We start from the raw sequence: 26,079 nt of genomic DNA on the forward strand, positions 1-26,079 counted from the left end.
GCTGTGCTTGCAAAGGCGCTGCGCTCTTGAAGGCGCTGTGCCCTAAAGAGAGCGCTCCGTCAGGAGACGAGTACCCACAGGAGGCTCGCCATGCCGAAGCCGACCACCGAGAGCACGGTCTCCAGCACGGTCCAGGTCTTCAGCGTGTCCTTGACGGACATGTTGAAGTACTTGGAGATGATCCAGAACCCGCCGTCGTTGACGTGGCTCGCGATGATGGAGCCGGACGAGATGGCCATGACCAGCAGGGCCAGCTGCGGCTGCGAGTACTGACCGGAGGTCAGCGCCGGGGCGAGGATGCCGCCCGTGGTCACGATCGCCACGGTCGCGGAGCCCTGGGCGATGCGCATGCCACAGGCGATCACGTAGGCCGAGACGATGAGCGGCAGCCCGGCCTCGGACAGCGAGGTGGCGACGGCCTTGCCCACGCCGGTGGCGGCGAGCACCGCACCGAAGAATGCGCCAGATCCGACGACCAGCAGGATCATGCCCACCGGACGCAGCGAGGAGGAGCTGAGTTCAGAGAGGTCCTTGGACGTCATGCCGTTGCGGATGCCCAGGAGCCACATGGCCAGCAGCACGGCGACCGTGAGCGCGATGGCGGGGTTGCCGAAGAAGATCAGCACGTCCCGGAAGCCTCCCGCCGGGAGGAACACGTTGCCGAAGGTCGCGCCCAGGATCAGGATCATGGGCAGGCCGATGGTCAGGGCGACGACGCCGATGTGCGGCTCGCGCCCCTTGGCCTCCTCGGCTTCCGGGACGATGCGGTCCTCGGGGACGTTCACCATGACGCGCTTGCCGATCCAGGTACCCCAGAGCATGCCGGAGACGAACCAGGCGGGGATGCCGCAGGCGAGGCCCATGATGATGATCCAGCCGAGTTCCACGTGGAAGAGGCCGGCCGCGGCCACGGGACCCGGGTGAGGAGGCAGGAACGCGTGGGTCACGGAGAGGCCCGCGAGGAGCGGCAGGGCGTACAGGACCAGGGACTTGCCGCCGCGGACCGCGGCCACGTAGACGAGCGGCGCCAGGACGAAGATGCCGATGTCGAAGAACACGGGGATGCCGAGCACGAAGCCCGTGATGCCCATGGCGAGCGGGGTGCCCTTCTCGCCGAACACCTTCACGAGCCGGCCGAGCAGCACTTCCGCACCGCCGGAGCGTTCCAGGATGGCGCCCAGGACCGTGCCCAGGCCGATGATCAGGGTGATGTGACCGAGGATCCCGGCGAAGCCCTTTTCAATGAGGGCGTCGCTGCTCTTGATGGGTGAGCCCACCAATTGCTCGACTGTCACGCCGCCCACGAGGGCCACGAGCACGCCCGTGCCGACGAGGGCGATGAAGGGTTCGACCTTCACCTTGATGATGAGGAAAAGCAGGAGGGCGATGCCCACGCCTGCCAGCAGGAGCAAGCCTGCTGTGTCGTGGCGCAGCCACGACAGGAATCCATCCATGTTCTCTCCTTTGAGCTGTTCGCCTCCGGGGGCCGGGGCGCGGATGATTTAGTGGGGGGTCAGGGTGATGTCAGGGGGACGGAGTGTCAAAGCCCTGTGCCTCAGAGCCCGGTGCGTCAGAGCCCGGTGCCTCAGAGTGCTTGGACGAAGGCCTTGGCGCGCGCGGTGATGTCGTCCCAGTCCCCGGCGTCGACGGCGGCAGGCGGCACCACGGAGGTGCCGCAGCAGACGGCCAGCGCACCGGCGTCGAGGTAGCCACGGGCGTTCCCGGCGTCCACGCCGCCGGACGGCAGGAGCTTGATCCCCGGGAACGGTCCTTGCAGGTCCTTCAGGTACTGCGGACCGAGCTGGCGGGCCGGGAAGATCTTCACGATCTCCGACCCGAGGTCCAGAGCCGCGGCGACCTCGGTGGGGGTCATGGCGCCCAGGCTGATGGGCACCCCGGCCTCCCGCGCGACCGCGGCCACGTCCGGACGCAGGCCCGGGGTGACGAGGAACTGAGCGCCGGCGTCGATGGCCTCGCGCGCCTGCGCCGCGGTCATCACGGTGCCCACGCCGACGACGGCGCCGTGGTCACCGGCGGTCTCGGCGGCACGGCGGAGGTGCCGGGTGACATCGGGGGTGGTGAAGGTGAGTTCCAGGGTGCGGATGCCGCCCTTGGCCAGGGCCTCCGCGAGGCGCGCGGCGTCCGGAATGGCCTTGGCACGGACCACGGCCAGGGTGCGGTCCTCCGCGAGAATCCGTTCGAGCTCCGAGTTGTTCATCGCTGTGCTGCTGTTCCTTCCGGGGTTCGGCGGAGCGCGCGGCCCGCGCGGGCTCCGGTGGGCCGGCCGTCGGCGATGGCCGCCGTGCCGTTGACGAAGACGTAGTGGATGCCCTCGGCGGCCTGACGCGGCTGCTCGAAGGTGGCGGTGTCCCGGACGGTCTCCGGATCGAAGAGCACCAGATCCGCCGCGTAACCCTCGCAGACCAGACCCCGGCGGTCCAGCTTGAGGCGCGCCGCGGGCCGGCCGGTCAGATGGTGCACGGTCTCCTCGAGGCTGAGCAGCCCGAGCTCCCGGCAGTAGTGGCCGAGGTACCGGGGAAACGTGCCCCAGGCCCGGGGGTGCGGCTTGCCGCCCACCAGGAGTCCGTCGCTGCCGCCGGTGTGAGTGCGGTGCACCATGATGGCGCGGACGTTCTCCTCGTGGCCGACGTGCTGGAGGATGCCCGTGCCGCAGCGGTCCTCGAGCAGGATCCCGGCGAAGACGTCGAACGGCTCGCGCCCTTCCTCCTGCGCGATCTGTTCGATGGTGCGGCCCACGTAGCCGGCCAGCGCCTGATTCTGCACGCCGCTGATCTCCAGGGTGTCCCATTCGGCGACGACGCCGTGGCAGCCGTCGGATCCGTAGATCTCCACGTTCTCGCGGATCCTCGCGCGGGTCTCCGGATCGCGCAGCCGCTCCAGCGTCGCGTCCGTGCCGCCCGCGGAGGCCCAGCTCGGCAGGATCGCGGACAGCGTCGTGGCGCCGGGAAGGTACGGGTATGTGTCCAGGGTGATGTCCACGCCGTCGTCGAGCGCCTCATCGATCACGGCGAGGAGTTCGCCCGCCCTGCCCTTGTTCTCCGCGAAGTTCATGGTGGCGTGGGAGAGGTGCAGCGCACAGCCGGTGTCCCGGCTGAGGCCGATCATCTCGGCGTACGCGTCGAGCGCGCCCTTGCCGTACGAGCGGTGGTGCGGGGCGTAGAAACCCCCCAGCTCCCCCACCGTGCGGCACAGCGCGCCGAGTTCCTCGGTGGTCGCGTACATGCCCGGCGTGTAGGTCAGCCCGGAGGACATCCCGACGGCGCCCTCCTCCATCGCGGTCCGGACCACCTCACGCATGCGATCGACGTCGTCAGGGGTCGCCTCGCCCTCGTCGAAGCCCATGACGAGTGCCCGGACGGTGCCCTGAGGCACGAGGTAGGCGGCATTCGTGGCGATCCGGCCGCCGTCGGCGTCCGGACGGTCCAGCCGGTCCAGGTACTCCCGCACGGACCGCCAGTCCCAGTCGAAGTCCTCGGGATTGTCGTTCCATCCGGCGATCTTCTGACGGACCCCGGCGAGCGTCGGGTTGTCCACCGGGGCGTAGGACAGGCCGTCCTGACCCAGGAGTTCCGTGGTGACACCCTGGCTGAGCTTGGCGTAGTGGTCCGGGGTGACCAGGAGCTGGAGGTCGGAATGGGCGTGCATGTCGATGAACCCGGGGCTCAGGACCAGCCCGTCGCCCTCGATGATCTCGCAGCCGGGCTCCGCGTACTCCCGGAGCTCGCCGGGACCGGCGATGCGGGCGATCACCTCGCCTTGGACCAGCACGTCTGCGGCACGACGGGCATCGCCGGTGCCGTCCACGAGGGTGACGTTCGTGAAGAGGATCTGGGGAGCGTTGATCTGGGAAGCGCTGTTCTGGGAAGACATCGTCGCTCCTAGAAGAAGGTCCGCACGGCGCCTACCACGGTGGGCGCGGCGGCGTCCCGCGTGGAATCGAGCACGGGGATCACGGTCCACTTGTCCAGGGCCGTGCACGGGTGGGAGAGGCCCAGGCGGATCACGTCTCCGGGCTTGACGTCCACGGTTTCGGGGAACCGCAGGAAGGCGTGCTGGTCGTTGACCGCCGTGATCTCGGCGTCGTCCAGGGGCACGCCGGGCTCGCCGAGGCCGGCGCTCAGGAACTGCGGGACGGGCAGGCCCTCGTCGAAGGGCAGGTCGCGCTTGCCGCCTTCGAGGATGGCGAGGCCCGGCTCGGGCTGGGAGACCACCCGCACCCAGGCGTGCATGGCGGACCGGAACGACTCCGGGCCGTCCGGATCCTGGCGGGAGAACGGCGAGATGCCGCGGTAGAAACCGTCATCGTGGACGATGTAGGCGCCGCTGCGGATCACGACGTCCACCCGAGGCGTGCCGTCTCCACCGCTCGTCCGGACCGGTCCGAGCACGTCCACGACGTCATCGAAGTAGGCGCTTCCGCCTGCGGTGACCAGCAGCTCGTCCGTGTCGTAGAGCCCCTCGGCGAGCAGCGCTTCGTGGAGCGCGACGACGTCGGCGAGGTAGCCGCGCACGGCGGCCAGGCCGGCGTCGTCGGCCGTGTGGGCGAGCGCGCCTTCGTAACCGCCCACGCCGACCAGCCGGAGCCGCGGGGATCCGTGGACCGCGCGGGCGATGGCCAGGGCTTCCCCGTGGCTGCGGGCTCCCGTGCGGCCGCCGTAGCCACCGCGTTCGACGATGACGTCCAGGGTTCGGTTCCCGCCGAGGCCGTCCCCGGCCAGTTCGCGGTCGAGCAGGGCGACAGTGTCCGGTGAGTCCACCCACGAGACGATCCGGGCGCCGTCGGCGGCCTGCTCCGCGGCCCAGCGGATCGCCTGCGGGTCGGTGAGGCTGTTGGCGAGCATGAGGCGGGTGAACCCGAAGTGGCGGGCCACCCGGAGCTGCGCGGCGTTGGCGAGTGTGATGCCCCAGGCGCCGAGATCCATCTGCTGTGCCCACAGCTCGGGCGACATGGTGGTCTTCCCGTGCGGGGCGAGCAGAATGCCGCGCTCCTCGCACCATGCGGCGAGCAGCCGGGCGTTGAAGTCGAGGGCGTCGCGGTCGAGAGTGAGCAGCGGGGTCTGGAGACGGTCGAGTCCACGGCCCCCGAAGTCCGCGAGGCGGAGACCGTGCTGGGCCGCCGGCACGGCCTTGTGCCGGAAATCGAGGATCTCCTCCCCCAGGCTCCGGACCCGGGCCGGGTCGTACGTGGTCTCGCTCACTGGTGCACCTCGTCATCGTGGTCGCTCTTCCGGCTCTCACTGCGTGAGGAACCCGAAGGATCTGGCGTTGCGTATTTTGCAATCGGTATTGCAAAACTTCTGACTTCATGTTTAGCATTGAGCCGGGGCCGCGTCAACGGATGCGGCCGGAATCGTGTGAGCAGACCGTCGCAAAGGAGCCGAGATGCCACGAGCCATCTGCCTGGGAGAGACCATGGCGATGCTGACCCCGGGCGGCAATGGGAATCTGGAGACCGCGGACACCCTGCATCTCGGGGTGGGCGGAGCGGAGTCGAATGTCGCGCTGGGCCTCGCGGCGATGGGGCTGGACACGGCCTGGATCAGCCGGGTCGGCGACGACGGTTTCGGACGGCGCATTCTGCGCGAACTCGAGCGGCACCGCGTGCGGACCGACGGCGTCCAGCTCGACCCCGAACGCCGCACGGGCCTCTATGTCAAGGTCCCCGGCGACGCCGCCACCGGCTCGGCGATGCTGTACTACCGCAGTGGCTCCGCGGCCTCAGCGATGGCCCCGGACCTGCTGGTGGATCCCGCCGTCGCGGCCCTGCTCGACGGCGCCGACCTCATCCACCTGAGCGGCATCACCGCCGCCCTCGGAGACTCGTGCCGCGACCTGCTCCTGGCTCTGCTCTCCCGGCCCCGCGACCGGCAGCTGATCAGCTTTGATGTCAACTGGCGGCCCGCCCTGTGGGAGGGCCGCGACCCGTCGGTGCTCCGCCGACTGGCCAATCTGGCGGACATCGTCCTCATGGGCAAGGACGAGGCTCTGCTCGCCTTCGGCACCCAGGATGAGCGCGAGCTCCGCGCCCTGCTGCCCGATCCGGCGGTGCTCGTCCTCAAGAATGAGGCGATCAGCGCCATCGCCCTGGGGCACGACGGCGAACGCTGGGAAGTCCCTGCGCTCCACGTCGAGGTGGTGGAGCCGGTGGGCGCCGGCGACTCCTTCGCCGCCGGCTACCTGAGCGGCGTGGTGTCCGGACTGGAGCAGCCGCTGAGCCTGCGCCGCGGACATGTCGCCGCCGCCTGCACCCTCACGGTCCACGGCGACCGGGGGCCGCTCCCGGACGACGAGGATCTCGATCGCATCCTGCGCTGCCCCGAGCGCGAGTGGGAGTCCATCACCGTGACGCACGGCCGCTTCCTGGTGGCGCAGTCATGAGCCAGAGTCTGCTGCGCGCCCTCGACCTGCTGTCCGCGCTGGCCGCCGGCCCCGCCACGCTGGACGAGCTGGCCTCCACCGCCGAGGTCCACAAGACCACCGTGATGCGACTTCTGCACAGTCTCGAGGACCGGAGGTTCGTGGTCCGGGACGCCCAGCAGCGCTACCGCCTCGGCTCGAAGCTGTTCGAGCTCTCAAGCCTGGCGCTGGAGCAGCGGGACATCCGCAGTTCTGCCCACCCCTACCTGGCGCGGCTCAACGAGGCCACCGGGCACACCGTGCACCTCGCCGCCCCGGAGGGCCGGGACATCGTGTACATCGACAAGCTGGAGTCCCGCCATCCAGTGCGCATGTACTCGCGGATCGGTCTCACCGCCGCGTTGCACGCCGCCGCAGTGTCCAAGGTGATCTTCGCGGATCTGCCCCTCGAGCAGCGGAAGACCCTGGCCGACAGCCTGGAGTACCCCCGCTACACGGACAACACCATCACCGGCCCGGACGCTTTCCTGCGCGAGCTGGAGCAGGTGGCCGGCCAGGGCTGGGCGCTCGACGGCGAAGAGTTCGAGGAGTTCGTGCACTGTGTCGCCGCGCCCATCCGGGATGCCGGCGGCCGGGTGGTCGCGGCCGTCTCCTGCTCGGTTCCCACCGTCATGCTCGACCGCGAAGGCCTCCTGGGTCTGCTGCCCGCGCTCCGGGAATGCACCGACGCCGTGTCGGCCGAGCTCGGGTACACGAAGCGGTGACGGCTCTGCGGCCGGGATGCCCGGCCTCCACCAGCACTTTCTTCCATCAGCACCACTGAGATCAGCAGCACTTAATTCAGCACCGAACCTGAACCAGCACCGAACCTGAACCAGCACCGAAAGGAATCACCATGAGCTCCAAGGAAATCGTCTTCACGGAGAACGCTCCGGCACCGGCCCACACCTTCTCCCAGGGGGTGAAGAAGGGCGGCCTGTTCCAGGTCTCCGGCCAGGGCCCCATGGATCCCGAGACCAACCAGTACATCGGCGACGGCGACGTCCGCGTCCAGACCCGTCGCACCCTGGAGAACGTCAAGGCCATCCTCGAGGCCGGCGGCTCCTCGGTGGAGGACGTCGTGATGTTCCGCGTCTACCTGACCACCCGCGACGACTTCTCCGCCATGAACGAGGTCTACGGCGAGTTCATCCAGGAGAACGTCCCGAGCGGCCAGCTTCCCAGCCGCACCACCGTGTTCGTGGACCTGCCGCACGAGGTCATGCTGGTCGAGATCGACGCCCTCGCCGTCACCGCCTGAACCCGGCGAACGCCGTCTGGAGCCTGATCCCTCAGGCGAACTACCGGGCAGCACGAAGGTCCGGAGCGGACAGCCGCTCCGGGCCTTCGGCATCCCCGACACGCGTCAGCGCTGGATCGTTCAGCCGCGAGTCCTCAGCCCTCGACGGCGCGACGTTCCAGCAGCGCGCGTGTGCGGAACGGCATCGTCTCCTCGAGCGACACCGCCGTGCTCGACCGGACCACCCCCGGCACCGCGACCATCGCCTGCGTGACCCGGTTCAGATCCGAGGTGTCCCGCGCCACCACTTTGACCAGGAAGTCCGCGTCGCCGGTGGTCTTGTGGATCTCCACCACCTCAGGGATCTCCTGGACGCTCCGCACCGCCGTCGCGCTGTCCGCCTGAGCGATCGCGAGGGAGACGAACGCGACCAGACCGTAGCCGAGGGCGGACGGCGGCACCCGCTGGGTGAAGCCGAGCAGGAGCCCCTGACGGTTCATCCGCTGCAGGCGCGCGTGGACCGTGTTGCGCGAAACGCCCACCAGTTGAGCGAGTCGCAGCACGGAAGCGCCGGGCTCCTCGTCCAGGGCGAGCAGGATGCGGGCGTCGAGCGCGTCCAGGCCATGAGGGTCATTCATCGGCGGATCACTCCTCTTCTTGTCAGAAATGCAGGTGTTTCGCATCTTCTCTTGACATACATCCCAGCAAAAGCAATCGAGCTTGCGCGGACATCCCAGTCTTCCGAGAATTCTCTCATGACCACCATGCAGGCCCGTCGTCAGCAGGACGTCCCCCCGACCCGTCCGGACTCCCCCGACGCTCCCTCCGACGCGCCCCCCTCCGTCACCCCGGAGAGCACCCGGCACGGGCTGGCCGAAGACCTGCTCGGGCTCATCACGGGTACCTTCATCGCCTCGCTCGGCCTGTACCTCCTGCACAGCAGTGGGACGGTGACCGGTGGGACGGCCGGGCTGTCGCTCCTGCTCAGCTATGCGGTCGGCGCCCCGTTCGGCGTGGTCTTCCTGATCGTCAACGCCCCGTTCTTCGCCCTCGCGGCCTGGAAGAAGGGCTGGAACTTCACCCTCCGCACCATCGTGTGCGCCCTCGCCGTCTCGGCGCTGACCTCCCTGCACCCCCTGGCCCTCGGCGAGATCCACTTGAACCCCGTCTACGGCGCACTGGCCGGCAATCTGCTCTCCGGCGTCGGGCTGCTCATCCTGTTCCGGCACAAGGCCAGCCTGGGTGGCTTCAACATCCTGGCGCTGCTCATCCAGGAACGCAGCGGCTGGCGTGCCGGCTACGTGCTCATGGTGGCCGACATCCTCGTGATCCTCGGCGCCCTCACCGTCGTCCCCTGGAACCTGGTGCTGCTCTCGGCGGCCGGGGCGATCGTCCTGAACATCATCCTGGCGTTCAACCACCGCCCGGGTCGCTACACGGGGATCTGAGTCACGCGGCCGTCGGCCGCACCCGGCGTGCCAGGGCCGCGACGGCCCAGACCACGAGGAAGGACGCGACCAGGAGAAGGCCTGCGTCGCCCAGATCGATCGAGGCCAGGAATCCGGTGATCGGGTCCTCCAGCCCCAGCAGCTCCCGGAAGAGCGCCCCGAGCGTGATGGTGGCGACGAACAGTGCCGAGACGGCGGACATCCCCGTCACCACCAGGTTGAAGCGGAGCCGCTGCAGGGGCTGGGCGAGCGCGTTCCGGTAGAGCGTCATCATCGCGGCGCCGTTGGCCGTGTCGAAGAGGGTCATCGCGGCCGAGAACGCGAAAGGCATGGCCAGCAGCGCGACGGCGGGCACCCCGGCCAGCACGGCCGACGCGGAGGTCACCAGCAGGCCGACCGTGGTGGCGGTGTCGAAGCCGAGCCCGAACAGGAACCCCACCGCATACAGATGGCGCGGCGCCTGCACGGCCTTCAGCGGCGCGGCCACCAGGCGCGCCGCCAGGCCGCGCGGTTCGAGATCCTGCGTGCTGACCGGACGGCCCTCCCGCAGCAGCCGTGCCGTCCGGGCCGTGCCGAAGAACGCGCCCGAATTGAAGAGGCCGAGCGTCAGAAGGAAGAACCCGGACACGGCCGCCCCCGTGCAGGACAGCACCACGTTCGCGGTGCTGCCCTCGGCGAAGAGCTGCTGCATGGAGCCCACCCCCAGCACCACGAGCGCGCAGGCCAGCACCACCACGGTGCAATGCCCCAGGCTGAACGCCAGGCCGACGCCGGTGTGATACCTGCCCTGCGCGGCGAAGCGGCGGCTGGAATTGTCGATGGCCGCGATGTGGTCCCAGTCGTAGGAGTGCTTCACGCCGGCCAGGTACGCCACCGCGCACAGGCCCAGGGCGGCGCCGGACTGAGGCCCGGCGGCGGCGAGGAGGAACGCCCCGGCCAGGAGGTGCAGGACGAGGACCACGGCCGCGGCCCGGAGGGTCTTGTGTCGCATCTCGGTACTTCCTCGGGTCTGTATTTGCGGAGGTCAGTATGGGCGCAAGTCAGTATTTGCGCAGGTCAACGGGCGACTGCCCGTGCCATTCCCTGCGCATCCAGTCCAGTGCCCGGTGGAGGACGGCTTCCGCGGACTGGGTACTGCCGGTGAGGGCTCGGAGGACGAAACCCGGCACGGCCAGGCGGGTGATCCCCAGCAGTGCGCCGGACGACGCCGGCGGCAGAAGGACTCCGAGCTCCTCGCGGAGCCGCTGCACGGCGTCGTCGTCGGCGCGGGGGTCGACCACGAGCAGCGTGGCGAGGTGCGAGTGTCCGCCGAGCATGAGACGGGCCGTGCCGCCCTGGTCCGGGCGCAGCAGGAGGTTGTCGGAGACCGCGAGCCGGTCCCCCACGTGGACGCGGGTACGCAGGGACACCTCGTCGAAGCGGAACGGGGTGCCGTCGGGCGCCCAGCCATGCGTGACGGTCTCCGCGAGGGCGAGCGACGCCGTCGGATGCATCCGCACCTCGGTGTCCTGGTGGTAGCTGGAGGCCTGGTAGGCGATCAGCGCGTCCGGGACGGATTCGAGTCGCGCACCGGCATCCAGGCGGAACTCCTGGCTCGACCGGACGGGACCCTGGGGCGTGCGGTAGACCTTCGTGGCCGATTGCGTGGTCAGCAGGAGCGAAGTGTCCGCGCCCAGCTCCGCGCCGAGCACGTACCGGTCCCCGCCCAGATAGCCGCCGCCCGGGTTGATGGCGGTGACCAGGACCTGCTCGGCCCGCTCGGTCTGCTCCGCGGTCCTCTGACCGGCGGCCCGGCCCTGATCCCCCGGGTAGAGCGGCCGGAGCATCCGGAGTGCGCCGGCGTGGAACTGTCCGGCCACCACGGAGCGGCCGTTCCGGGCCTCGAGCCGGAGGCGCAGCTCGCCCGTGGGCAGCTCGGCAGGAGAGCCCGTGGGCTCAGCCGGGCCGGCCCCGGGAGCCCCGTAGGACCCGACAGCCCCGGGTGCCACAGTCGTCACGGTCACGCGAGGTCCGTCATGAGCACATCCCGGCGGATCCAGTTCAGCACGTAGTCCAGGCCTTCATCGGTCTTGAGGTTGGTGAAGCAGAACGGGCGGTCTCCGCGGAACGACCGCGAATCGCTCTCCATGACCGCCAGATCCGCGCCCACGTGCGGCGCCAGGTCGGTTTTGTTGATGACGAGCAGATCCGACTTGATCATGCCCTGCCCGGCCTTGCGCGGGATCTTCTCCCCCTGTGCCACGTCGATGACGTACACGGAGAAGTCCACGAGTTCCGGACTGAAGGTCGCCGAGAGGTTGTCGCCGCCCGACTCGACGAAGATCAGTTCCAGCCCCGGATGGCGTTCCTTGAGGTCCTCGATGGCCGCCGTGTTCATGGAGGTGTCCTCGCGGATGGCGGTGTGCGGGCAACCGCCGGTCTCCACGCCGACGATCCGGTCCTCCGGGAGCACGCCGTTGCGCGCCAGGATCTTGGCGTCCTCGATCGTGTAGATGTCGTTCGTGATGGCGGCCATAGAGAAGTCGTCGATGAGCGCACGGGTCACGCGCTCCACCAACTGGGTCTTCCCGGCGCCCACGGGGCCGCCGATTCCGATGATGACGGGATCGTTCATGGTCTGCTCCTCAACTGGCGAACATGCGCGCACGCTGGTGCTCGTGCCGCATCTGATGGATTTCAAGGGCGGGCGCCGCGGCGCCGAAGTGGCGCTCCTCGGCGGTTCTGGACCGTTCGACGGCGGCGGGCACCCTGGCGCGGACACCCGCCAGGACACGCTGCCCGGAGAGCTGGCCCAGCGGGATCGCCCGGACCGCGTTGTAGGCGAGGGAGGTCAGCGCCGCCGAAAGGTGCGCCTCCACCACGGTGTCCTCGTCGAAGCCGAGCCCGTGCGCCGCGAGGGCGAATGCCAGGACGAAGTGGCCCTGGCAGTCCCCCGCGGCCACCGCGTCGGCGTAGACGTCCACGGCCGGCGACGGGAACGACTCCCGGGCGATCTCCAGCAGACGGCGGCCCATGCGCAGGCTCGCCTCCCGGAGCTGGCGCGGGATGAGCAGCGCGCCGAGTTCGGCGTCGAGCTCCCGAAGACCACCGAGGGCAGCTCCCCCGGGGTGGTCCCCCAGCTCTGCGGCGAGCCTGCAGGCCCGGCGGACCGCGATGGCGTCCGTGAACGTCAGCTGGGTGCTGAGGTACCCCTCCAGCCAGGCCAGCAGGGTGTGCTCATCCGTCACCTCGCCGCCGTCCAGGTACGGTTCCAGGCCGAAGGAATGGCTGAACGCACCGGTCGGCAGAGCCGAGTCGGTGAGCTGGAGGAGCGCCGCGAGGCTGGGGGCCGAACGGCTCATCAGTGGGTGTGCTCCGCGTGGCGGAACGGCACGGCCATGACCCGCTCCTGACGGCTGAACGGCACCTGGTGGTGGTTCAGGAAGTCCTCCACGGTGTGGTCGTACTGGCACACCATGACCTCGGCAGCATAGTCCGAGTCCAGTCCGAAGAACTGCGCCTGCAGATGGCGGTTGCCGAGCGAATGGGCCGTGAACAGCGCCTCCCCGATGCTCCGCGGCGCGATCACCAGCACGTCGCTGGCCTCGACAGCGACGACGACGGCGTTCCCGTCCTCCGCGAACAGCACGTCGCCGTCGCGCAGATCGGGTGAGCCGGCCGGCAGCCGGATGCCAAGCTCGCGGCCGTGGTCACTGGTCACGCGCTGAATCCGCTTGGCCAGGTCCGCCACGGGAAGGGTGACCTTCTCGCGGTGGCCGGCCGAGAAGGGGTGGTCCTCGTCATGGATGTTGCCGAGGATGCTGGTCACGATCATGGTCGACTCTTTCTCCGGGTCCGGTCCGGAACAGCTATCAGAACAGGAAGTACCGCTGGCCCAGAGGCACGGTGTCCACGGGATCGCAGGTCACGGCCTCACCGTCCACTCGCACTTCATAGGTCTGCGGGTCGACCTCCAGCCGCGGGGTCTCCCCGTTGAACGGCAGGTCCTGTTTCCGCAGCGTGCGGATGCCGTGGACCGGCCGGATGACCTTCTTCAGCCCCAGCGAGGCGGCCACGCCCGCGTCCACGGCCGCCTGCGAAAGGAAGGTGATCGAGGAGGCTTGCACACTGCCCCCGTACGCGCCGAAGGCCATGCGGAGGGTCTGGGGCTGCGGCGTGGGGATCGAAGCGTTCGGGTCGCCCATCACGGAGTTGGCGATCGTGCCGCCCTTGAGGACCAGGTCCGGCTTGACCCCGAAGAACGCCGGATCCCAGAGGACCAGATCGGCGAACTTGCCCACTTCGACGCTGCCCACCGAGTCCGCGATCCCCTGCGCGATGGCGGGATTGATCGTGTACTTGGCGACGTACCGCTTGATGCGGAAGTTGTCCGAGTCCGTGCCGGCATCCGGCTCCGTCGTGCTGCCGTCGGCGTTCAGGTGGCCGCGCTGGGCCTTCATCTTGTCGGCCAGCTGCCACGTGCGGGTCACCACTTCCCCCACGCGGCCCATGGCCTGCGAGTCGCTCGACATGATCGAGAACACGCCGAGATCATGCAGCACGTCCTCCGCCGCAATGGTCTCGGGCCGGATGCGGGAATCGGCGAACGCCACGTCCTCGGGGATGGCCGGGCTCAGGTGGTGACACACCATGAGCATGTCCAGGTGTTCCTCGGCCGTGTTGCGGGTGAAGGGGATGGTCGGGTTGGTCGAGGCCGGCAGGACGTTGGGCTGTGCCGCGATCGCGATGATGTCCGGCGCGTGTCCGCCGCCTGCGCCCTCGGTGTGGAAGGTGTGGATCACCCGGTCCCCGATGGCCGCCACGGTGTCCTCCAGGAAGCCGCACTCGTTCAGGGTGTCCGTGTGGATGGCGACCTGCACGTCGTATTGGTCCGCGACCTGCAGCGCCCTGTCGATCGAGGAGTGCGTGGCGCCCCAGTCCTCGTGGATCTTGAGCCCGATGGCGCCCGCGCGGATCTGCTCCGCGAGAGGTTCGGTGCTGCTGGCGTGCCCCTTGCCGAGCAGGCCGATGTTCATCGGGAACGCCTCGGCGGCCTGGAGCATGCGCGCGATGTGCCAGGCGCCGGGGGTGACCGTGGTGGCCTTGGTGCCCTCGGCCGGTCCCGTGCCGCCGCCGATCATCGTGGTCACGCCGGAGGCCAGAGCGGTGGGGATCTGGTCCGGGGAGATGAAGTGGATATGGGTGTCGATGCCACCCGCGGTGAGGATCTTGCGCTCCCCCGCGATGATCTCGGTGGAGGACCCGACCACGATGTCCACGCCGTCCTGGATGAGCGGGTTCCCGGCCTTGCCGATCGCCTGGATGTGGCCGTCGCGCAGCGCGACGTCGGCTTTGTAGATCCCGCTGTGATCCACGATGAGCGCGTTGGTGATGACCGTGTCCGGCACGTCGCCGCCGTCGCGGGTCACCTGGCCGTTCTGGCCCATGCCGTCGCGCAGCACCTTGCCACCCCCGAACACCACTTCCTCGCCGTAGACCGTCAGGTCCCGCTCCACCTCGGCGAACAGCCCGGTGTCGCCGAGCCGGACGCGGTCACCGGTGGTGGGCCCGTAGAGCTGCGCGTACTGCGTGCGCGGGATGGTGAGATTCGGCAAGGCACCCTCTTCACTCGCGACCGACGACGACGCCGCCGCCCCCGCGCCGTCGCTCCCGACCGCGTCATCCAGCGGGCCCTCGGTCAGTCCGCGGAGGCCGTACACCTCGCGCGCTCCGGCGAGCGGGACGAGCCGCACCGTCTTGGTGTCGCCCGGCTCGAAGCGCACCGCCGTGCCAGCCGGGATGTCGAGCCGGAGACCGTGCGCGGCCTGGCGGTCGAAGTCGAGGCCTCGGTTGGTCTCGGCGAAGTGGAAATGGGATCCGACCTGGACCGGCCGGTCGCCCGTGTTGGTGACCGCGATCTCGGTGACCGGGCGGCCCGGGTTGAGCGTGATGTCGCCGTCCGCTACCAGGGTCTCGCCGGGCGTGAAGGACGGGGAGGACGGGGTGCTGTTCTCGATGCTCATGGCTCGGCCTAACGGATCGGTTCGTGGACGGTGACGAGCTTGGTGCCGTCGGGGAAGGTGGCCTCGATCTGAACGTCGTGGATCATCTCCGGCACCCCGTCCATGACGTCCTCGCGACGGAGGATCGTGGCGCCCCAGGACATCAGCTCCGGCACCGACCGGCCGTCCCGCGCCCCTTCGATCAGTTCGTAGCTGAGGATGGCGATCGCTTCGGGATAGTTGAGTTTCAGACCGCGTGCCTGTCTGCGCCGCGCCAGATCGGCGGCGACCACGATCATCAGTTTTTCCTGCTCACGTGGGGAAAGACGCATGGGGAGGCTCCTGCGATCACGAGAGACGGCTCTGGGGCTCCGGCACTCACGGGGTGGGGGGGAATTTGATCGTACGACCACACGCGGCGGATCTGTTTCATGGGGCAACAGAACCGTGGCGTGTCGCTGTTTGTTACCTACAGGCTCACGGCCGTCGCTGCCTCACCGCGGATCGGCGGGCAGGACGTGCGCGCCGCTGCGGTCCGTCGCGAGAGCGAGCGAGGACACATAGCGGATCTCGCCCTCGGGCCCATCGACGGCGGAGCGGATCATGTCCGGGCGTTCGAATTCCAGCCCCGTGACGTGGCACAGCAGCGTCTCCCCGGAAGGGTTGCCGTGCTCATCGAACATCGGCAGATCGACGCCGTCGTCGGCACGGCGCAGGTAATACTTGCCCCGGGTCAGGATGGCCATGAGCGGAGTGGCGATGAACGCGACTAGCACGGCGACCACGGGCGAGAACGGCTGGATCGCGGGACCGAAAGCCCCGAAGAAGACCGCGATGGAGAGGCCCGCCGAGAGGATCATCGAGACGAAGCCCACCGGGTTGATCGCGTAGAGCATGCCGCGGCGGAACTCCGGGACCTTCGGGGAGATCTTCAGGACGTACTTGTTGATCCCGATGTCCGTGGCGACCGTGACCACCCACGCCATGGCGCAGTTCGCGTAGAAGCCGAGGATCGCGTTGAGGAAGGAGAACATGTCCGCCTCCATCAGGACCAGGGCGATGCCCACGTTGACCACTACGAACACGAGCCGGCCCGGGTAGCGGCGGGTGAGCCGCGTGAAGGAGTTGGTCCAGGCCAGCGAGCCGGAGTAGGCGTTGGTCACGTTGATCTTGATCTGCGAGATGACCACCAGGACCACCGCGAGCGTCATGGCGAGCCACGGCGGCATCATCTCCCGGTAGACGCCCAGGAACTGGTGCACCGGCTCGTTCGCCGTCGCCGATGCCGCCGGGTCCAGTCGTGCGACGAGGTACACCGCGATGAACAGGCCGACCGCCTGCTTGATCGCCCCGAACACCACCCAGCCCGGGCCGGCCAGGATCACGGCGCGCCACCACGAGCGGCTGTTCTCCGGCGTCTTGGGCGGCATGAAGCGCAGGTAGTCGATCTGCTCGGCGATCTGCGCCATGAGCGACAGGCAGACACCGGCGGCGAGCATGGCCGAGGCGAGGTCCACCCCACCCTGCCCCGAGGTGCCCTGGTAGCTGAGGAAGGCGCCGAGCGAATCCGGATGCGCCGCCACAAGGTACACGAGCGGCACCACCATGAGCAGGAGCCACAGCGGGGTGGTCCAGACCTGCAGCTTCGCCAGGGCGTTCATGCCGAAGATGACGAGCGGGATGATCAGCACGGAGGAGATCAGATACCCCAGCCAGCGCGGGATGCCGAGCCCCAGTTCGAGACCCTGCGCCATGATCGAGCCTTCGAGGGCGAAGAAGATGAAGGTGAAGACGGCGAAGATGACGTTGGTCAGGATGGAGCCGTAGTAGCCGAAGCCTGACCCGCGGGTGATCAGGTCCAGGTCGATGTTGTAACGGGCCGCGTAGTAGGCCAGCGGGAAGCCCGTCACGAAGATGATCACGGCCGCGATCGCGATCCCGAGCAGCGCGTTGACCGTGCCGTAGGCCATGCCGATGTTGGCGCCGATCGCGAAGTCGGCAAGGTAGGCGATGCCGCCCAGCGCACTGGTCGCGACGACGCCGACGCCCCACTTCCGGTACGAGCGCGGCGCGAAGCGGAGGGTGTAGTCCTCCAGGCTCTCGCGGGTCGCCGCCTGGGCGGCGGCGTCCTGCGAAGACGTGTGCTGAGACGGTGTGGTCTCAGGTGTGGTGAGGGTGTCCTGCGTCAAGAGCTGCCTCCTGGTGGTCGGATGAGGTTCCTGCTCAGCACGCTACGGAGCCACGATGCCCCCGGGATGACGCTGGTGTTTCGGCGAGGTATCGACGTGTGTCGGCGGCGTAAATCCGCGTTTCGGTGATATTTCGCGGAGGCGGCGGCGAACCCGGCCCGCGCCACTTGCCTGTGAATCAGATCACGTGTATCTTCAAGTTTTGTGGTCCTCTGAGGCCACGAAGGATTGTCACCCGGGATGAACCGGGGCAAGACCTAGGAAACACCCCTGCGGGTGGGTCCTAGGTCTTTTGTCGTTTCCGGGCCAGTGCGGGCACGGAACACAGGAAGAAAGGACCACCATGGCATCGGTCGATTACCGGTCGCTGGCCGCCGACATCCTGCGGGAGGTCGGCGGGGAGGACAATGTGTCCAGCGCCGTGCACTGCGCCACCCGGCTGCGCCTGCGCCTCAAGGACGAGGGGAAGGCGGACACGGCCGCCATCGAGAAGCTGCCCGGCGTCATCACCGTGATGAAGGCCGGCGGCCAGTACCAGGTGGTCGTCGGAAACGACGTCCCCACCGTGTACGCGGAGCTGAGCCGGATCACGCGCTTCGGCTCCGAGGACGCGGGCGCCACCGGGGGCGACGCTCCCGCCCAGGGCAATCTGTTCAACCGCTTCATCGACATGGTCTCCGGGATCTTCACCCCGATGCTGTGGCCACTGGCAGGGTCGGGCCTCTTCAAGGCGTTCCTCACCATGGCCACCACCTTCGGCTGGATCAAGGCCACCGATCAGAGCTACATCATCCTGGCCGCGGCCGCCGATGCGCTCTTCTACTTCCTCCCGGTCTTCCTCGCCGTGACCGCGGCCCGCCGTTTCAAGGCGAACCAGTTCACGGCCATGGCGATCGCCGGCGCCCTCGTCTACCCGACCATCGTCGCCCTCGCGGCCGAAGGAAAGCCCGTCTCGTTCGCCGGGATCCCGGTGGTGATGATGAACTACACCAGCTCGGTCATCCCGATCATCGTGGCGGTCTGGCTGCTCGGCTACCTCGAGCGCTTCCTCGCGAGGATCCTCCCCTCGGCCGTCCGCAACTTCCTGGTCCCGCTCCTCAGCATCGCGATCATGGTCCCACTGACCCTCATGACGGTCGGTCCGGTCACCACCTTCATCTCCGCCGGCATCTCGAACGGCGTCTCGGCGATCTTCGGCTTCGCCCCCTGGCTGGCGGGCGCCATCATGGGCGGCCTCTGGCAGGTCTTCGTCCTCTTCGGCCTGCACTGGGGCTTCGTCCCGCTCATGGCCACCGACCTCGCCACCCTGCACTACTCGATCATGTTCGGCCCGGTGGTCCCGGCCGTGCTCGCCCAGGCCGCTTCGATGCTCGCCGTCGCCCTCCGCAGCCGGAGCGCCAAGCGCCGGGCCGTGGCCGCGCCCGCCGCCTTGTCCGGATTCCTGGCCGGTGTCACCGAACCGGGCATCTACGGCGTCAACCTTCCGCTGAAGAAGCCCTTCTACTTCGGCATCGCGGGCGGCGCCGTCGGCGGTGCGATCGCGGGCATGGGCGGCAGCGCGGCCACGGCGTTCGTGTTCCCGTCGCTGCTCTCCCTTCCCGCTTTCTCCCAGGTCGGCAGCTTCGCCGTCCTCATGCTGGGCGTCCTGGCCGCCGTCCTCATCGCGTTCCTCCTCACCTTCTTCTTCGGCCCCCGTGAGCAGGCGGACGACGACGCCGCGGCCACCGCCGCGCAGGAACAGACCGGTCCCGCCGTGGCCGCCGTCGGGAACATCACCGTCCTGGCCCCCGTCACCGGGGCGGTCATCGACCTGGCCGACGTCCCGGACAAGGTCTTCGCCTCGGGCGCCATGGGTGCGGGCCTCGGCATCGTCCCCGAGGAGGACCGGGTCTACTCCCCCGTCTCCGGCACCGTCCAGGCCGTCATGAAGACCGGCCACGCTTACGGCATCAAGTCGGACGACGGCGTCGAGGTGCTGGTCCACATCGGCATCGACACCGTGCAGATGAAGGGCGAGGGATTCGTCTCCGCCGTGTCGCGCGGTGACCGCGTCGAGGCCGGGGCCCTGCTCGCCACCGTCGACCGCGCCAAGATCCTGGAGGCCGGCTACGACACCACCACCCTCATGGTCGTCACCAACACCAAGGACCTCACCGCCGTCGTGCCCCTCGCCCAGGGCCGCCTGACGCACGGGGTGCCGGCGCTCGACGTCGAACTCTGATCCGGTCCCGAACAGAACAAGGAGCACCAGCATGAGCAAGACCGTGACCCGGCCCGCGACCGGCCCCTTCCCGGAGGGCTTCCTCTGGGGCGGCGCGACCGCCGCGAACCAGGTGGAGGGCGCCTATGCCGAAGGCGGCAAGGGCCTGTCCATCCAGGACGTCATGCCGCACGGCATCACCACGCCCCCGACCGAGGGCCCCACGCCGGACAACCTGAAGCAGGTCGCCGTGGATTCCTATCACCGGTACGCGGAGGACATCGCGCTTTTCGCCGAGATGGGGTTCAAGGTCTACCGCTTCTCCATCGCGTGGAGCCGCATCTTCCCGCTCGGCGACGAGGCCGCGCCGAATGAGGAGGGCCTCGCCTACTACGGCCGAGTCCTGGACGAGCTAGAGAAGCACGGCATCGAGCCCCTGGTGACCATCAGCCACTACGAGACCCCACTGCACCTCGCGCGGCAGTACGGCGGCTGGACCAACCGGGAGCTGATCGGGTTCTACGAGCGGTACTGCCGGGTGCTGTTCGAGCGCTTCGGCGCACGCGTGAAGTACTGGCTCACGTTCAACGAGATCAACTCGGTCATCCACGAGCCGTTCATGTCCGGCGGCATCCCGACGCCCCGCGAAGACCTGACGGACTCCGATCTCTACCAGGCGATCCACCACGAGCTCGTGGCGTCCGCCCGGGTGACGCGCCTGGCCCGCGACATCATGCCGGAGGCCAGGATCGGCTGCATGATCCTCGCGCTGCCGGTGTACCCGCTCACGCCCGCCCCGGCCGACGTCGTGAAGGCGATGGACACCGCTCACGCCAGCTACGCGTTCGGCGACATCCACTGCCGCGGCGAGTACCCGGGCTACCTCCTGCGCTTCTTCCGGGACAACGGCATCGAGCTGGAGATCACCGAACAGGACCGTGAGGACCTGCGGAACACGGTCGACTTCGTCTCCTTCAGCTACTACATGAGCATCTGTGAGACCGCCGATCCGGACCACCAGGTCCAGGGACCCGGCAACATCATGGGCGGTGTGCCCAACCCGACCCTCGAGGCCTCCGAATGGGGCTGGCAGATCGACCCTCAGGGCCTGCGTGTGGTGCTGAACGACTACTGGGAACGCTGGCAGAAGCCGCTCTTCATCGTGGAGAACGGCCTGGGGGCCAAGGATCAGCTGGTCGAGGTGGACGGCGTGAAGACCGTGGAGGATGACTACCGGATCCGCTACCTGAACGACCACCTCGTACAGGTGCGTGAGGCGATCGCCGACGGCGCGCAGGTGCTCGGCTACACGACGTGGGGCTGCATCGACATCGTCAGCGCCTCCACGGCACAGCTGAGCAAGCGCTACGGCTTCATCTACGTGGACCGGAACGACGACGGCTCGGGCACCCTGGAGCGTCACCGGAAGAAGTCCTTCGGCTGGTACCGGGACGTGATCGCCGCCAACGGCGCCAACCTCGTCTGACCTCTTCCGCATCCCTGCCGTGTGGCGGGACCGCCCGGTCCCGCCACACGGCCGTAACCTCTCCCCAGGAGCTCCTCCGGGGATTCCGCCCGATTCCGACAGACAGGCAGCACCCATCGTGGAGATCCTCCGCGTTTTCAACAACAACGTCGTCCTGGCCCGCAATGACGCGGGGCAGGAGACCATCCTGACCGGCCGGGGCCTCGGGTTCCAGGCCAAACCGGGTCAGCAGGTGGACCCGGCCAAGGTGATCCGGGTCTTCGTGCCGGAGAACGGCCGCGATCCGGACAACTTCGGGGCGGTGGTGGCCGCGATCCCGCCCGAGCATCTGCTGCTGGCCGATCAGGCGCTCAAGGCCGTGTCCGCCGAGTTCAGCGACGCCGTGGGATCGACGCTCCTGGTGGCCCTGGCCGATCACCTGAGCTTCGCCATCAAGCGCGTCCGGCAGGGCATCCGGCTCGAGTATCCGCTGCGCTCCGAGGTTCTGCACCTCTACCCTCACGAGTTCCGGATGGCCCGCCGGATCGTGGAGCACGTCAACGCCACCCTGGAGGTTCGCCTCCCGGAGGAGGAGTCCGCGGCGGTGGCCCTGCACCTGGTCAACGCGGGATTCTCCACGGGAAATCTGGCGTACACCTACCGCATGACGGGCGTGCTGACCCAGCTGTTCGAGGTCATGGAGACCGCCTACGGGCGACCCTTCGACCGCGACTCGGTGAACGCGGCCCGCTTCATCACCCACCTGCGGTACTTCTTCGTGCGGGCCCACTCCGGGCGACAGCTCAACGAAGGCAACGACAAGCTGTTCACCGCGATCCGGGAGGCCTACCCGGCGGATTACGCCACCGCCGTGAAGCTCCAGTCCGTGCTGGAGCTCCGGCTGGATCAGGAGCTCACCGACGACGAAGTCGCCTACCTCACCCTGCACCTGGCCCGTATGGCGGACGACTCCCGGGGCTGAGCGGGACTGGCTGGTCAGGTTTGCCGGCCGGGCGTCAGCCCAGCAGGCCGAGTTCCGCCAGCGCGCGGGCCACACCATGCTCCGCGGGACCGGCCGTCATGCGGTCCGACACCGCAACCAGGTCCGGCGCCGCACCCTCGACGGCGATCCCGATCCCCGCGTACTCCAGCATCTCCAGGTCGTTCGCGCTGTCACCGATCGCGATGATGTCCTCCCGGGCCAGTCCCAGATGGTCCTGGACCACCTGGATGCCCACCGCCTTGTGAGTTCCCGCGACGAAGATCTCGCCGGCCGTGTCGCCGAGCGCCGACAGCGAGCTGGGCACGAGCCCCACCTCGGGGCCGAGTTCGGCGATCACCTGGGTCAGCGGGGTGTCCGAGGCGAAGCAGGAGACCTTCGCGAAGGAGGTGCCGCGCAGGTCGTCGGCGTACTGCATGGGACCGAGGATGTCTGCCGCCGGATCCACGGTGGCACTGTGCCGTCCCGGGCTCGTCTCCCGCCCGGCGAAGATGGGGGCCAGCACCTCGCGGAGCCGCTGATCCACCCCGTGGCGGCCGTGCAGGGCGTGCGGAGCTTCCAGAATGTAGGCGGCGTGGTGGGCGTCGAGAGCCTCGATCACACGATCCGCCAGACCCTGCTCGAAGCGGGTGTCCCGCAGGGTCTCGCCGCCCACATCCACGCGGGCGCCGGCGCCCGAGACGACTCCGTCGAAGCCGGGATCCAGGATGCGGTCCGCGATCATCGCGAGGGGCCGCCCGGTGCACAGGAACACCTTGTGCCCGACGCTCCGCGCCAGCTGAACCGCCTCGACATGCGCGTCCGGGACCAGGCCGTGATCCGCGTAGGTGCCGTCGATGTCCAGGAAGACGGCACGGGGACGGAAAGGCTGCTGGCTGGTCACGCGGGAACTCCTCGGGTTGATGTCGGCCCTTCCGATCCTATCGGCTGACCACTCCCCTCCGCGGGTCGGCGACCACCCTGTGGACACGACGACGGCGGCCTCCCGCCGGGCCCGCGCCGGCACCCGGGGCGGCGGCGCCGTCGTCGTCCGTCACGCGGCGACGGCGCCTCCGCGGGGCTCAGCCGAGCGGGCTCCCCACGAGTCCCCAGGACGGTTCGGGTTCGACCCCGAGCAGGGACAGGATGTGCGGGTGGACGTCCGCATGGTCCACATCAGTGCGCTGCCCGGGTCCGCCGATGCCGGGGCCGGCGGCGCACATCCAGGCCGTGCGTTCCTCGTCGCTGTCGCCGCCGTGGTGCCCGGCGTCGCGATGGCCGTGGTCGGTCAGGACGATCACGGTCCAGTCTTCTTCGCCCCGAGTGGGACGCTGTTCGATCGCTGCGAGCATGACCCCGATCTGCTCGTCGCAGCGTTCGATCGCCTCCTGGTAGCGCGGGGTGACGCCCTCGTGGTGCCCGACCATGTCGACCTGGAGAAGATACGCGAACGTGACCGTCGGCGCGTCGTGGAGCAGCATGCGCGCCACCCGGGACGTGACCGCCTCGTCCATGACCTCGATGACGTCCAGCTCCCCCTCCTCGGAGTCGACCGGCAGGCCGGGCCGGTAGCCGCCCGGCGCGAAGACCGGACCCCCGGCAGACTCCGTCACGAGGGGTCCCCAGGCGGCCGCGGCGAACGTGGTGGCCCCGGGCAGGTGCTCCCGCACGCGGCTGAGGAAGTCCGGGTACTCCTCCAGCCGATGGCCCGCGAGCTGGTTGTCCCGGATGCCGTGGAGGTCCGAGTAGACGCCGCTCGCGACCGTGGACCAGACCGGCCCGGAGATGGTCGGGTTGCGCTCGTCGACGCGCACCGGCACGAGGAATCCCTGCCCTGCCAGCGCGTCGAGATGCGGGGTGTGGGCCTTCAGGAGGCTGTCGTGACGGCAGCCGTCCACGCCGATCACCAGGATGTGCTGCTTCTTCGCTGCGGGCATGCCGTCTGCCGCCTTTCGATGTGCTGGTGGTGACGCCGGGGCTGGCCCCGGCGCGGGGCGTGACGGAGCCACGCCCACTCTCGCAGGCCGGGCGCCGGACCTCAAGGAGGCCCGGCGCCCGGCCGGCTCGTTGGTGAGACCCAGTGCGGTCAGACCCGGTCAGCGCGTCGAGATCTCGCTGACCGCCAGATTGCCCCAGGTCAGATTGGCCGCCTTGACGACCAGCCGGATCTTGCCCGTCGTCACGGCGGACGGCAGCTGGACCGTCTTGCGTTCGACGGCCGCGGAGTTCCCGGTCCAGCTCAGCTGAGCGTTGGAGAGCTGCGTGACCCAGGCGGCGCCGTCCCAGCTCTGCACGTCGACGGTCTTGATGCCCTGACCCGTGCCGAAGATGGTCGCCAGCTCCACGGCCTTCACGCTCCGGGGATTCGCGAACTCCAGGGTGATGTTCCCGGGGAACTGGACCCCACTGGACGGACTCGCCCAGGGGGTCAGATCGCTGCCGTCGGCGATGGCGGCCGGCACGGTGGACTGACCGTTGCCGAAGCTCGTCGTCACCGTCGGCGCCGCCTCGTTCAGGCCCGCGCCCGCGGTCGACTGCACCGCGCCGAGGTCCGCCATGCCCGAGGGCAGCAGCGTGCCGCGGACGTCCCGGCCGCCGTCGAACGGGATGTCCAGTCCCTGCGCGGTGACGGGCGATCCCGCGGTCGGGGCGTACCCGGCGAGGTCGTTGATCGAGGTGGCCGCACCGGGCGCGCTCAGACCCGCCGTTCCGCTGAGGGCGGCGCGTTCACGGGCCGGGATGGGTCCGCTCTGGTAGAAGTTCCGGTCGTAGGTCACCGCGGCGGAGTCGCGGTAGGCGAGGCCCGCGCCGTTGTAGATGATGTTGTTGCGGAAGCTGACGTTGGAGACTGAGGTGTTCCAGACCTTGACCATGCTGAATTCGGCGCGGTCCGGGTTGTTGGCGATGAACGGCGTCAACGGGGTCCAGATGGTGTTGTTGTAGATGTCGATGTTCTTCGCGTTCGTGGACAGCGCGAAGATCTGATTGCCGTCGCCCTGGCTCACGTTGTAGCGGATGGTCGCCTCCGCGGGACCTGTGCCGGTGGAGACGGCGATGAAGAAGCCGCCCTCGTTGTCGTGGCTGTAGTTGTACTGCACCAGGCTGCGGTGCACGGAGGCGTCGGCGTCGAAGCCGTTGCCATCGCTCGCCAGTCCCCAGTACTTGGTGCCGGACACCTCGTTGTATTCGACCACCGTGTCATCCGCGCCGGCCCACCAGATGCCGACGTTGCCGTGGTTCTGGGCGGTCTTGTCCACCCGGTTGTGGTCGATCCGGGCGCCCTGGGCCTGCATCACCGTGATGCCGCCGGCGGAGATGTCATGGACGGTGTTTCCCGTGACGACCGTGCCCGTGCTCGGCGTCCAGGTGCGGTAGCCGCCTGCGGGAACCGGCATGAAGTCCCACAGGTCGTTCCAGCCTTCGCGCTGCATCCAGGAGGACCACGTCACAATGCCGTAGGAGCGCGAGTCGGCCACCTCGTTGCCTTCGATCCGGAGGCCCCGGTAGAAGGTGGGGGTCGTGGAGCCGAGGGCGGACACGATGATCCCGCCCACCGACGGATTCGAGGAGTCGTTGCCGCTCGTGGCGCCCTGGATGCCGTGAACGTAGCTGTTCCGGACCGTCACCCCGTCCACCGCTCCGTAGTCGCGCGCCGTGACCTGGATGCCGATCCGCGGGATAGCGCCCCCGCTCGTATTGGTCACCTCCAGCCCGTCGATGGTGATGTCGTGCTCGTTCTCCACCTTCACGGCGGCGTCCACGGCGCCCGCGCCGTCGATCCGCGGCTTGGCCCCGGTTCCATAGACGCCGACGACGATCGGCAGGCCCGGCGCGCCGGAGCCGTGCGTGGCGAGCTGGCCGGTCCACTGCCCGCCGGCCTTGAACAGGACCCGGTCCCCCGGTCCGAACGTCTGGGCCGAGACCTTGGACAGGCTCTTCCACGCGGTTCCCGGGGACCGGCCGTCCGCCGTGTCGCTGCCCGCCGGGTCGACGTAGTAACTGGTGGCGGTCTGCACTGCCGCCTGGATCCCGGTCGGTGCAGTGACCTCTCCCGGCAAGGCCACGGCGGGAGCCAGGCCTGTCGCCAGGAGGACACCGCTGCTGGCAAGGATGGCACCGATGGTGCTGGTCCGTCGCTTCATGGCACTCCTCATCGAGTT

Annotated in this window: 23 protein-coding genes; 7 read left to right on the plus strand and 16 right to left on the minus strand. The window is 69.0% G+C overall.

The genetic code is table 11. From position 1 onward, the window contains the following. Positions 1 to 59 precede the first annotated feature (59 nt). From QFZ52_RS08070 to QFZ52_RS08085, 4 genes are all read right to left on the minus strand, one after another. Positions 60 to 1,454: a GntP family permease gene (locus QFZ52_RS08070; RefSeq protein ID WP_307497105.1), complete on the minus strand. Its 1,395-nt coding sequence runs from the start codon at positions 1,452 to 1,454 to the stop codon at positions 60 to 62. Between the two features lie 131 nt (positions 1,455 to 1,585). Further along, the gene (locus QFZ52_RS08075; protein WP_066212153.1) at positions 1,586 to 2,218 is read right to left on the minus strand and encodes a bifunctional 4-hydroxy-2-oxoglutarate aldolase/2-dehydro-3-deoxy-phosphogluconate aldolase; all 633 of its coding nucleotides are present in this window, start codon (positions 2,216 to 2,218) and stop codon (positions 1,586 to 1,588) included. Continuing rightward, complete coding sequence (locus QFZ52_RS08080; RefSeq protein WP_307497106.1) at positions 2,215 to 3,891, minus strand: N-acyl-D-amino-acid deacylase family protein; 1,677 nt, start codon at positions 3,889 to 3,891, stop codon at positions 2,215 to 2,217. Before QFZ52_RS08080 ends, QFZ52_RS08075 begins: the two co-directional genes overlap by 4 nt. Positions 3,892 to 3,899: 8 nt before the next feature. Beyond that, a complete protein-coding gene (locus tag QFZ52_RS08085) occupies positions 3,900 to 5,219 on the minus strand; it encodes an amino acid deaminase (protein ID WP_307497107.1) in 1,320 nt (439 codons plus the stop codon). Between the two features lie 184 nt (positions 5,220 to 5,403). Here QFZ52_RS08085 and QFZ52_RS08090 point away from each other — a divergent pair, with 184 nt between their 5' ends. From QFZ52_RS08090 to QFZ52_RS08100, 3 genes are all read left to right on the plus strand, one after another. Continuing rightward, a complete protein-coding gene (locus QFZ52_RS08090) occupies positions 5,404 to 6,399 on the plus strand; it encodes a sugar kinase (protein WP_307497108.1) in 996 nt (331 codons plus the stop codon). Then, a complete protein-coding gene (locus tag QFZ52_RS08095; protein ID WP_307497109.1) occupies positions 6,396 to 7,142 on the plus strand; it encodes an IclR family transcriptional regulator in 747 nt (248 codons plus the stop codon). Before QFZ52_RS08090 ends, QFZ52_RS08095 begins: the two co-directional genes overlap by 4 nt. A 131-nt stretch (positions 7,143 to 7,273) precedes the next feature. Next, positions 7,274 to 7,678, plus strand: coding sequence for a RidA family protein (locus QFZ52_RS08100; RefSeq protein WP_066212148.1), 405 nt, complete (start codon positions 7,274 to 7,276; stop codon positions 7,676 to 7,678). A 134-nt stretch (positions 7,679 to 7,812) separates the two neighbouring features. Here QFZ52_RS08100 and QFZ52_RS08105 read toward each other — a convergent pair whose 3' ends face one another. Next, positions 7,813 to 8,295 carry an Lrp/AsnC family transcriptional regulator gene (locus QFZ52_RS08105; protein WP_307497111.1) on the minus strand — a complete coding sequence of 161 codons (483 nt, stop codon included), beginning with the start codon at positions 8,293 to 8,295 and terminating at the stop codon, positions 7,813 to 7,815. A 126-nt stretch (positions 8,296 to 8,421) separates the two neighbouring features. Here QFZ52_RS08105 and QFZ52_RS08110 point away from each other — a divergent pair, with 126 nt between their 5' ends. Then, positions 8,422 to 9,105 carry a YitT family protein gene (locus QFZ52_RS08110; protein WP_307498688.1) on the plus strand — a complete coding sequence of 228 codons (684 nt, stop codon included), beginning with the start codon at positions 8,422 to 8,424 and terminating at the stop codon, positions 9,103 to 9,105. A 1-nt stretch (position 9,106) separates the two neighbouring features. On the opposite strand, the gene QFZ52_RS08115 is transcribed toward QFZ52_RS08110, so the two are convergent. From QFZ52_RS08115 to QFZ52_RS08150, 8 genes are all read right to left on the minus strand, one after another. Continuing rightward, a complete protein-coding gene (locus tag QFZ52_RS08115) occupies positions 9,107 to 10,096 on the minus strand; it encodes a HoxN/HupN/NixA family nickel/cobalt transporter (protein WP_307497112.1) in 990 nt (329 codons plus the stop codon). Positions 10,097 to 10,145: 49 nt separating this feature from the next. After that, on the minus strand, positions 10,146 to 11,108 hold the full coding sequence (locus tag QFZ52_RS08120) for an urease accessory protein UreD (RefSeq protein WP_307497113.1): 963 nt from the start codon (positions 11,106 to 11,108) through the stop codon (positions 10,146 to 10,148). After that, on the minus strand, positions 11,105 to 11,719 hold the full coding sequence (ureG, locus tag QFZ52_RS08125; RefSeq protein ID WP_307497114.1) for an urease accessory protein UreG: 615 nt from the start codon (positions 11,717 to 11,719) through the stop codon (positions 11,105 to 11,107). Before ureG ends, QFZ52_RS08120 begins: the two co-directional genes overlap by 4 nt. A gap of 10 nt (positions 11,720 to 11,729) precedes the next feature. Next, a complete protein-coding gene (locus tag QFZ52_RS08130) occupies positions 11,730 to 12,446 on the minus strand; it encodes an urease accessory protein UreF (RefSeq protein ID WP_307497115.1) in 717 nt (238 codons plus the stop codon). After that, the gene (gene ureE / locus QFZ52_RS08135) at positions 12,446 to 12,919 is read right to left on the minus strand and encodes an urease accessory protein UreE (RefSeq protein ID WP_307497116.1); all 474 of its coding nucleotides are present in this window, start codon (positions 12,917 to 12,919) and stop codon (positions 12,446 to 12,448) included. Before ureE ends, QFZ52_RS08130 begins: the two co-directional genes overlap by 1 nt. Positions 12,920 to 12,956: 37 nt before the next feature. Next, the gene (gene ureC, locus QFZ52_RS08140) at positions 12,957 to 15,107 is read right to left on the minus strand and encodes an urease subunit alpha (RefSeq protein ID WP_307497117.1); all 2,151 of its coding nucleotides are present in this window, start codon (positions 15,105 to 15,107) and stop codon (positions 12,957 to 12,959) included. An 8-nt stretch (positions 15,108 to 15,115) separates the two neighbouring features. Next, positions 15,116 to 15,418 (minus strand): urease subunit gamma, encoded by a 303-nt coding sequence (locus QFZ52_RS08145; protein WP_307497119.1) that lies wholly within the window; start codon positions 15,416 to 15,418, stop codon positions 15,116 to 15,118. 162 nt (positions 15,419 to 15,580) lie between these two features. Further along, on the minus strand, positions 15,581 to 17,275 hold the full coding sequence (locus QFZ52_RS08150) for a purine-cytosine permease family protein (protein WP_307497121.1): 1,695 nt from the start codon (positions 17,273 to 17,275) through the stop codon (positions 15,581 to 15,583). A gap of 343 nt (positions 17,276 to 17,618) precedes the next feature. On the opposite strand from QFZ52_RS08150, the gene QFZ52_RS08155 reads away from it, so the two are divergent. The 3 genes from QFZ52_RS08155 to QFZ52_RS08165 all read left to right on the plus strand — a co-directional run bounded on the left by QFZ52_RS08155 (position 17,619) and on the right by QFZ52_RS08165 (position 21,922). After that, positions 17,619 to 19,496 (plus strand): beta-glucoside-specific PTS transporter subunit IIABC, encoded by a 1,878-nt coding sequence (locus tag QFZ52_RS08155; protein ID WP_307497122.1) that lies wholly within the window; start codon positions 17,619 to 17,621, stop codon positions 19,494 to 19,496. Positions 19,497 to 19,527: 31 nt separating this feature from the next. Continuing rightward, positions 19,528 to 20,961 carry a glycoside hydrolase family 1 protein gene (locus tag QFZ52_RS08160; RefSeq protein ID WP_307497123.1) on the plus strand — a complete coding sequence of 478 codons (1,434 nt, stop codon included), beginning with the start codon at positions 19,528 to 19,530 and terminating at the stop codon, positions 20,959 to 20,961. A gap of 118 nt (positions 20,962 to 21,079) precedes the next feature. Next, on the plus strand, positions 21,080 to 21,922 hold the full coding sequence (locus QFZ52_RS08165) for a PRD domain-containing protein (protein WP_307497124.1): 843 nt from the start codon (positions 21,080 to 21,082) through the stop codon (positions 21,920 to 21,922). A 34-nt stretch (positions 21,923 to 21,956) separates the two neighbouring features. On the opposite strand, the gene QFZ52_RS08170 is transcribed toward QFZ52_RS08165, so the two are convergent. The 3 genes from QFZ52_RS08170 to QFZ52_RS08180 form a co-directional block, all read right to left on the minus strand. Next, positions 21,957 to 22,823, minus strand: coding sequence for an HAD-IIB family hydrolase (locus tag QFZ52_RS08170; RefSeq protein ID WP_307497125.1), 867 nt, complete (start codon positions 22,821 to 22,823; stop codon positions 21,957 to 21,959). A 178-nt stretch (positions 22,824 to 23,001) separates the two neighbouring features. Further along, complete coding sequence (locus QFZ52_RS08175; protein ID WP_307497126.1) at positions 23,002 to 23,856, minus strand: alkaline phosphatase family protein; 855 nt, start codon at positions 23,854 to 23,856, stop codon at positions 23,002 to 23,004. Positions 23,857 to 24,015: 159 nt separating this feature from the next. Continuing rightward, the gene (locus QFZ52_RS08180) at positions 24,016 to 26,061 is read right to left on the minus strand and encodes a right-handed parallel beta-helix repeat-containing protein (RefSeq protein ID WP_307497127.1); all 2,046 of its coding nucleotides are present in this window, start codon (positions 26,059 to 26,061) and stop codon (positions 24,016 to 24,018) included. Positions 26,062 to 26,079 lie beyond the last annotated feature (18 nt).

This window comes from Arthrobacter woluwensis (assembly GCF_030816155.1).
GTDB lineage: Bacteria > Actinomycetota > Actinomycetes > Actinomycetales > Micrococcaceae > Arthrobacter_E > Arthrobacter_E woluwensis_A.

What these genes read in the sequence shown, in the direction of transcription:
- QFZ52_RS08070 (WP_307497105.1), bottom strand. Translation starts at nt 1,454, where the DNA reads ATGGATGGATTCCTGTCGTGGCTGCGCCACGACACAGCAGGCTTGCTC.
- QFZ52_RS08075 (WP_066212153.1), bottom strand. Translation starts at nt 2,218, where the DNA reads ATGAACAACTCGGAGCTCGAACGGATTCTCGCGGAGGACCGCACCCTG.
- QFZ52_RS08080 (WP_307497106.1), bottom strand. Translation starts at nt 3,891, where the DNA reads ATGTCTTCCCAGAACAGCGCTTCCCAGATCAACGCTCCCCAGATCCTC.
- QFZ52_RS08090 (WP_307497108.1), top strand. Translation starts at nt 5,404, where the DNA reads ATGCCACGAGCCATCTGCCTGGGAGAGACCATGGCGATGCTGACCCCG.
- QFZ52_RS08095 (WP_307497109.1), top strand. Translation starts at nt 6,396, where the DNA reads ATGAGCCAGAGTCTGCTGCGCGCCCTCGACCTGCTGTCCGCGCTGGCC.
- QFZ52_RS08100 (WP_066212148.1), top strand. Translation starts at nt 7,274, where the DNA reads ATGAGCTCCAAGGAAATCGTCTTCACGGAGAACGCTCCGGCACCGGCC.
- QFZ52_RS08105 (WP_307497111.1), bottom strand. Translation starts at nt 8,295, where the DNA reads ATGAATGACCCTCATGGCCTGGACGCGCTCGACGCCCGCATCCTGCTC.
- QFZ52_RS08110 (WP_307498688.1), top strand. Translation starts at nt 8,422, where the DNA reads ATGCAGGCCCGTCGTCAGCAGGACGTCCCCCCGACCCGTCCGGACTCC.
- QFZ52_RS08115 (WP_307497112.1), bottom strand. Translation starts at nt 10,096, where the DNA reads ATGCGACACAAGACCCTCCGGGCCGCGGCCGTGGTCCTCGTCCTGCAC.
- ureG (WP_307497114.1), bottom strand. Translation starts at nt 11,719, where the DNA reads ATGAACGATCCCGTCATCATCGGAATCGGCGGCCCCGTGGGCGCCGGG.
- QFZ52_RS08130 (WP_307497115.1), bottom strand. Translation starts at nt 12,446, where the DNA reads ATGAGCCGTTCGGCCCCCAGCCTCGCGGCGCTCCTCCAGCTCACCGAC.
- ureE (WP_307497116.1), bottom strand. Translation starts at nt 12,919, where the DNA reads ATGATCGTGACCAGCATCCTCGGCAACATCCATGACGAGGACCACCCC.
- ureC (WP_307497117.1), bottom strand. Translation starts at nt 15,107, where the DNA reads ATGAGCATCGAGAACAGCACCCCGTCCTCCCCGTCCTTCACGCCCGGC.
- QFZ52_RS08145 (WP_307497119.1), bottom strand. Translation starts at nt 15,418, where the DNA reads ATGCGTCTTTCCCCACGTGAGCAGGAAAAACTGATGATCGTGGTCGCC.
- QFZ52_RS08155 (WP_307497122.1), top strand. Translation starts at nt 17,619, where the DNA reads ATGGCATCGGTCGATTACCGGTCGCTGGCCGCCGACATCCTGCGGGAG.
- QFZ52_RS08160 (WP_307497123.1), top strand. Translation starts at nt 19,528, where the DNA reads ATGAGCAAGACCGTGACCCGGCCCGCGACCGGCCCCTTCCCGGAGGGC.
- QFZ52_RS08175 (WP_307497126.1), bottom strand. Translation starts at nt 23,856, where the DNA reads ATGCCCGCAGCGAAGAAGCAGCACATCCTGGTGATCGGCGTGGACGGC.
- QFZ52_RS08180 (WP_307497127.1), bottom strand. Translation starts at nt 26,061, where the DNA reads ATGAAGCGACGGACCAGCACCATCGGTGCCATCCTTGCCAGCAGCGGT.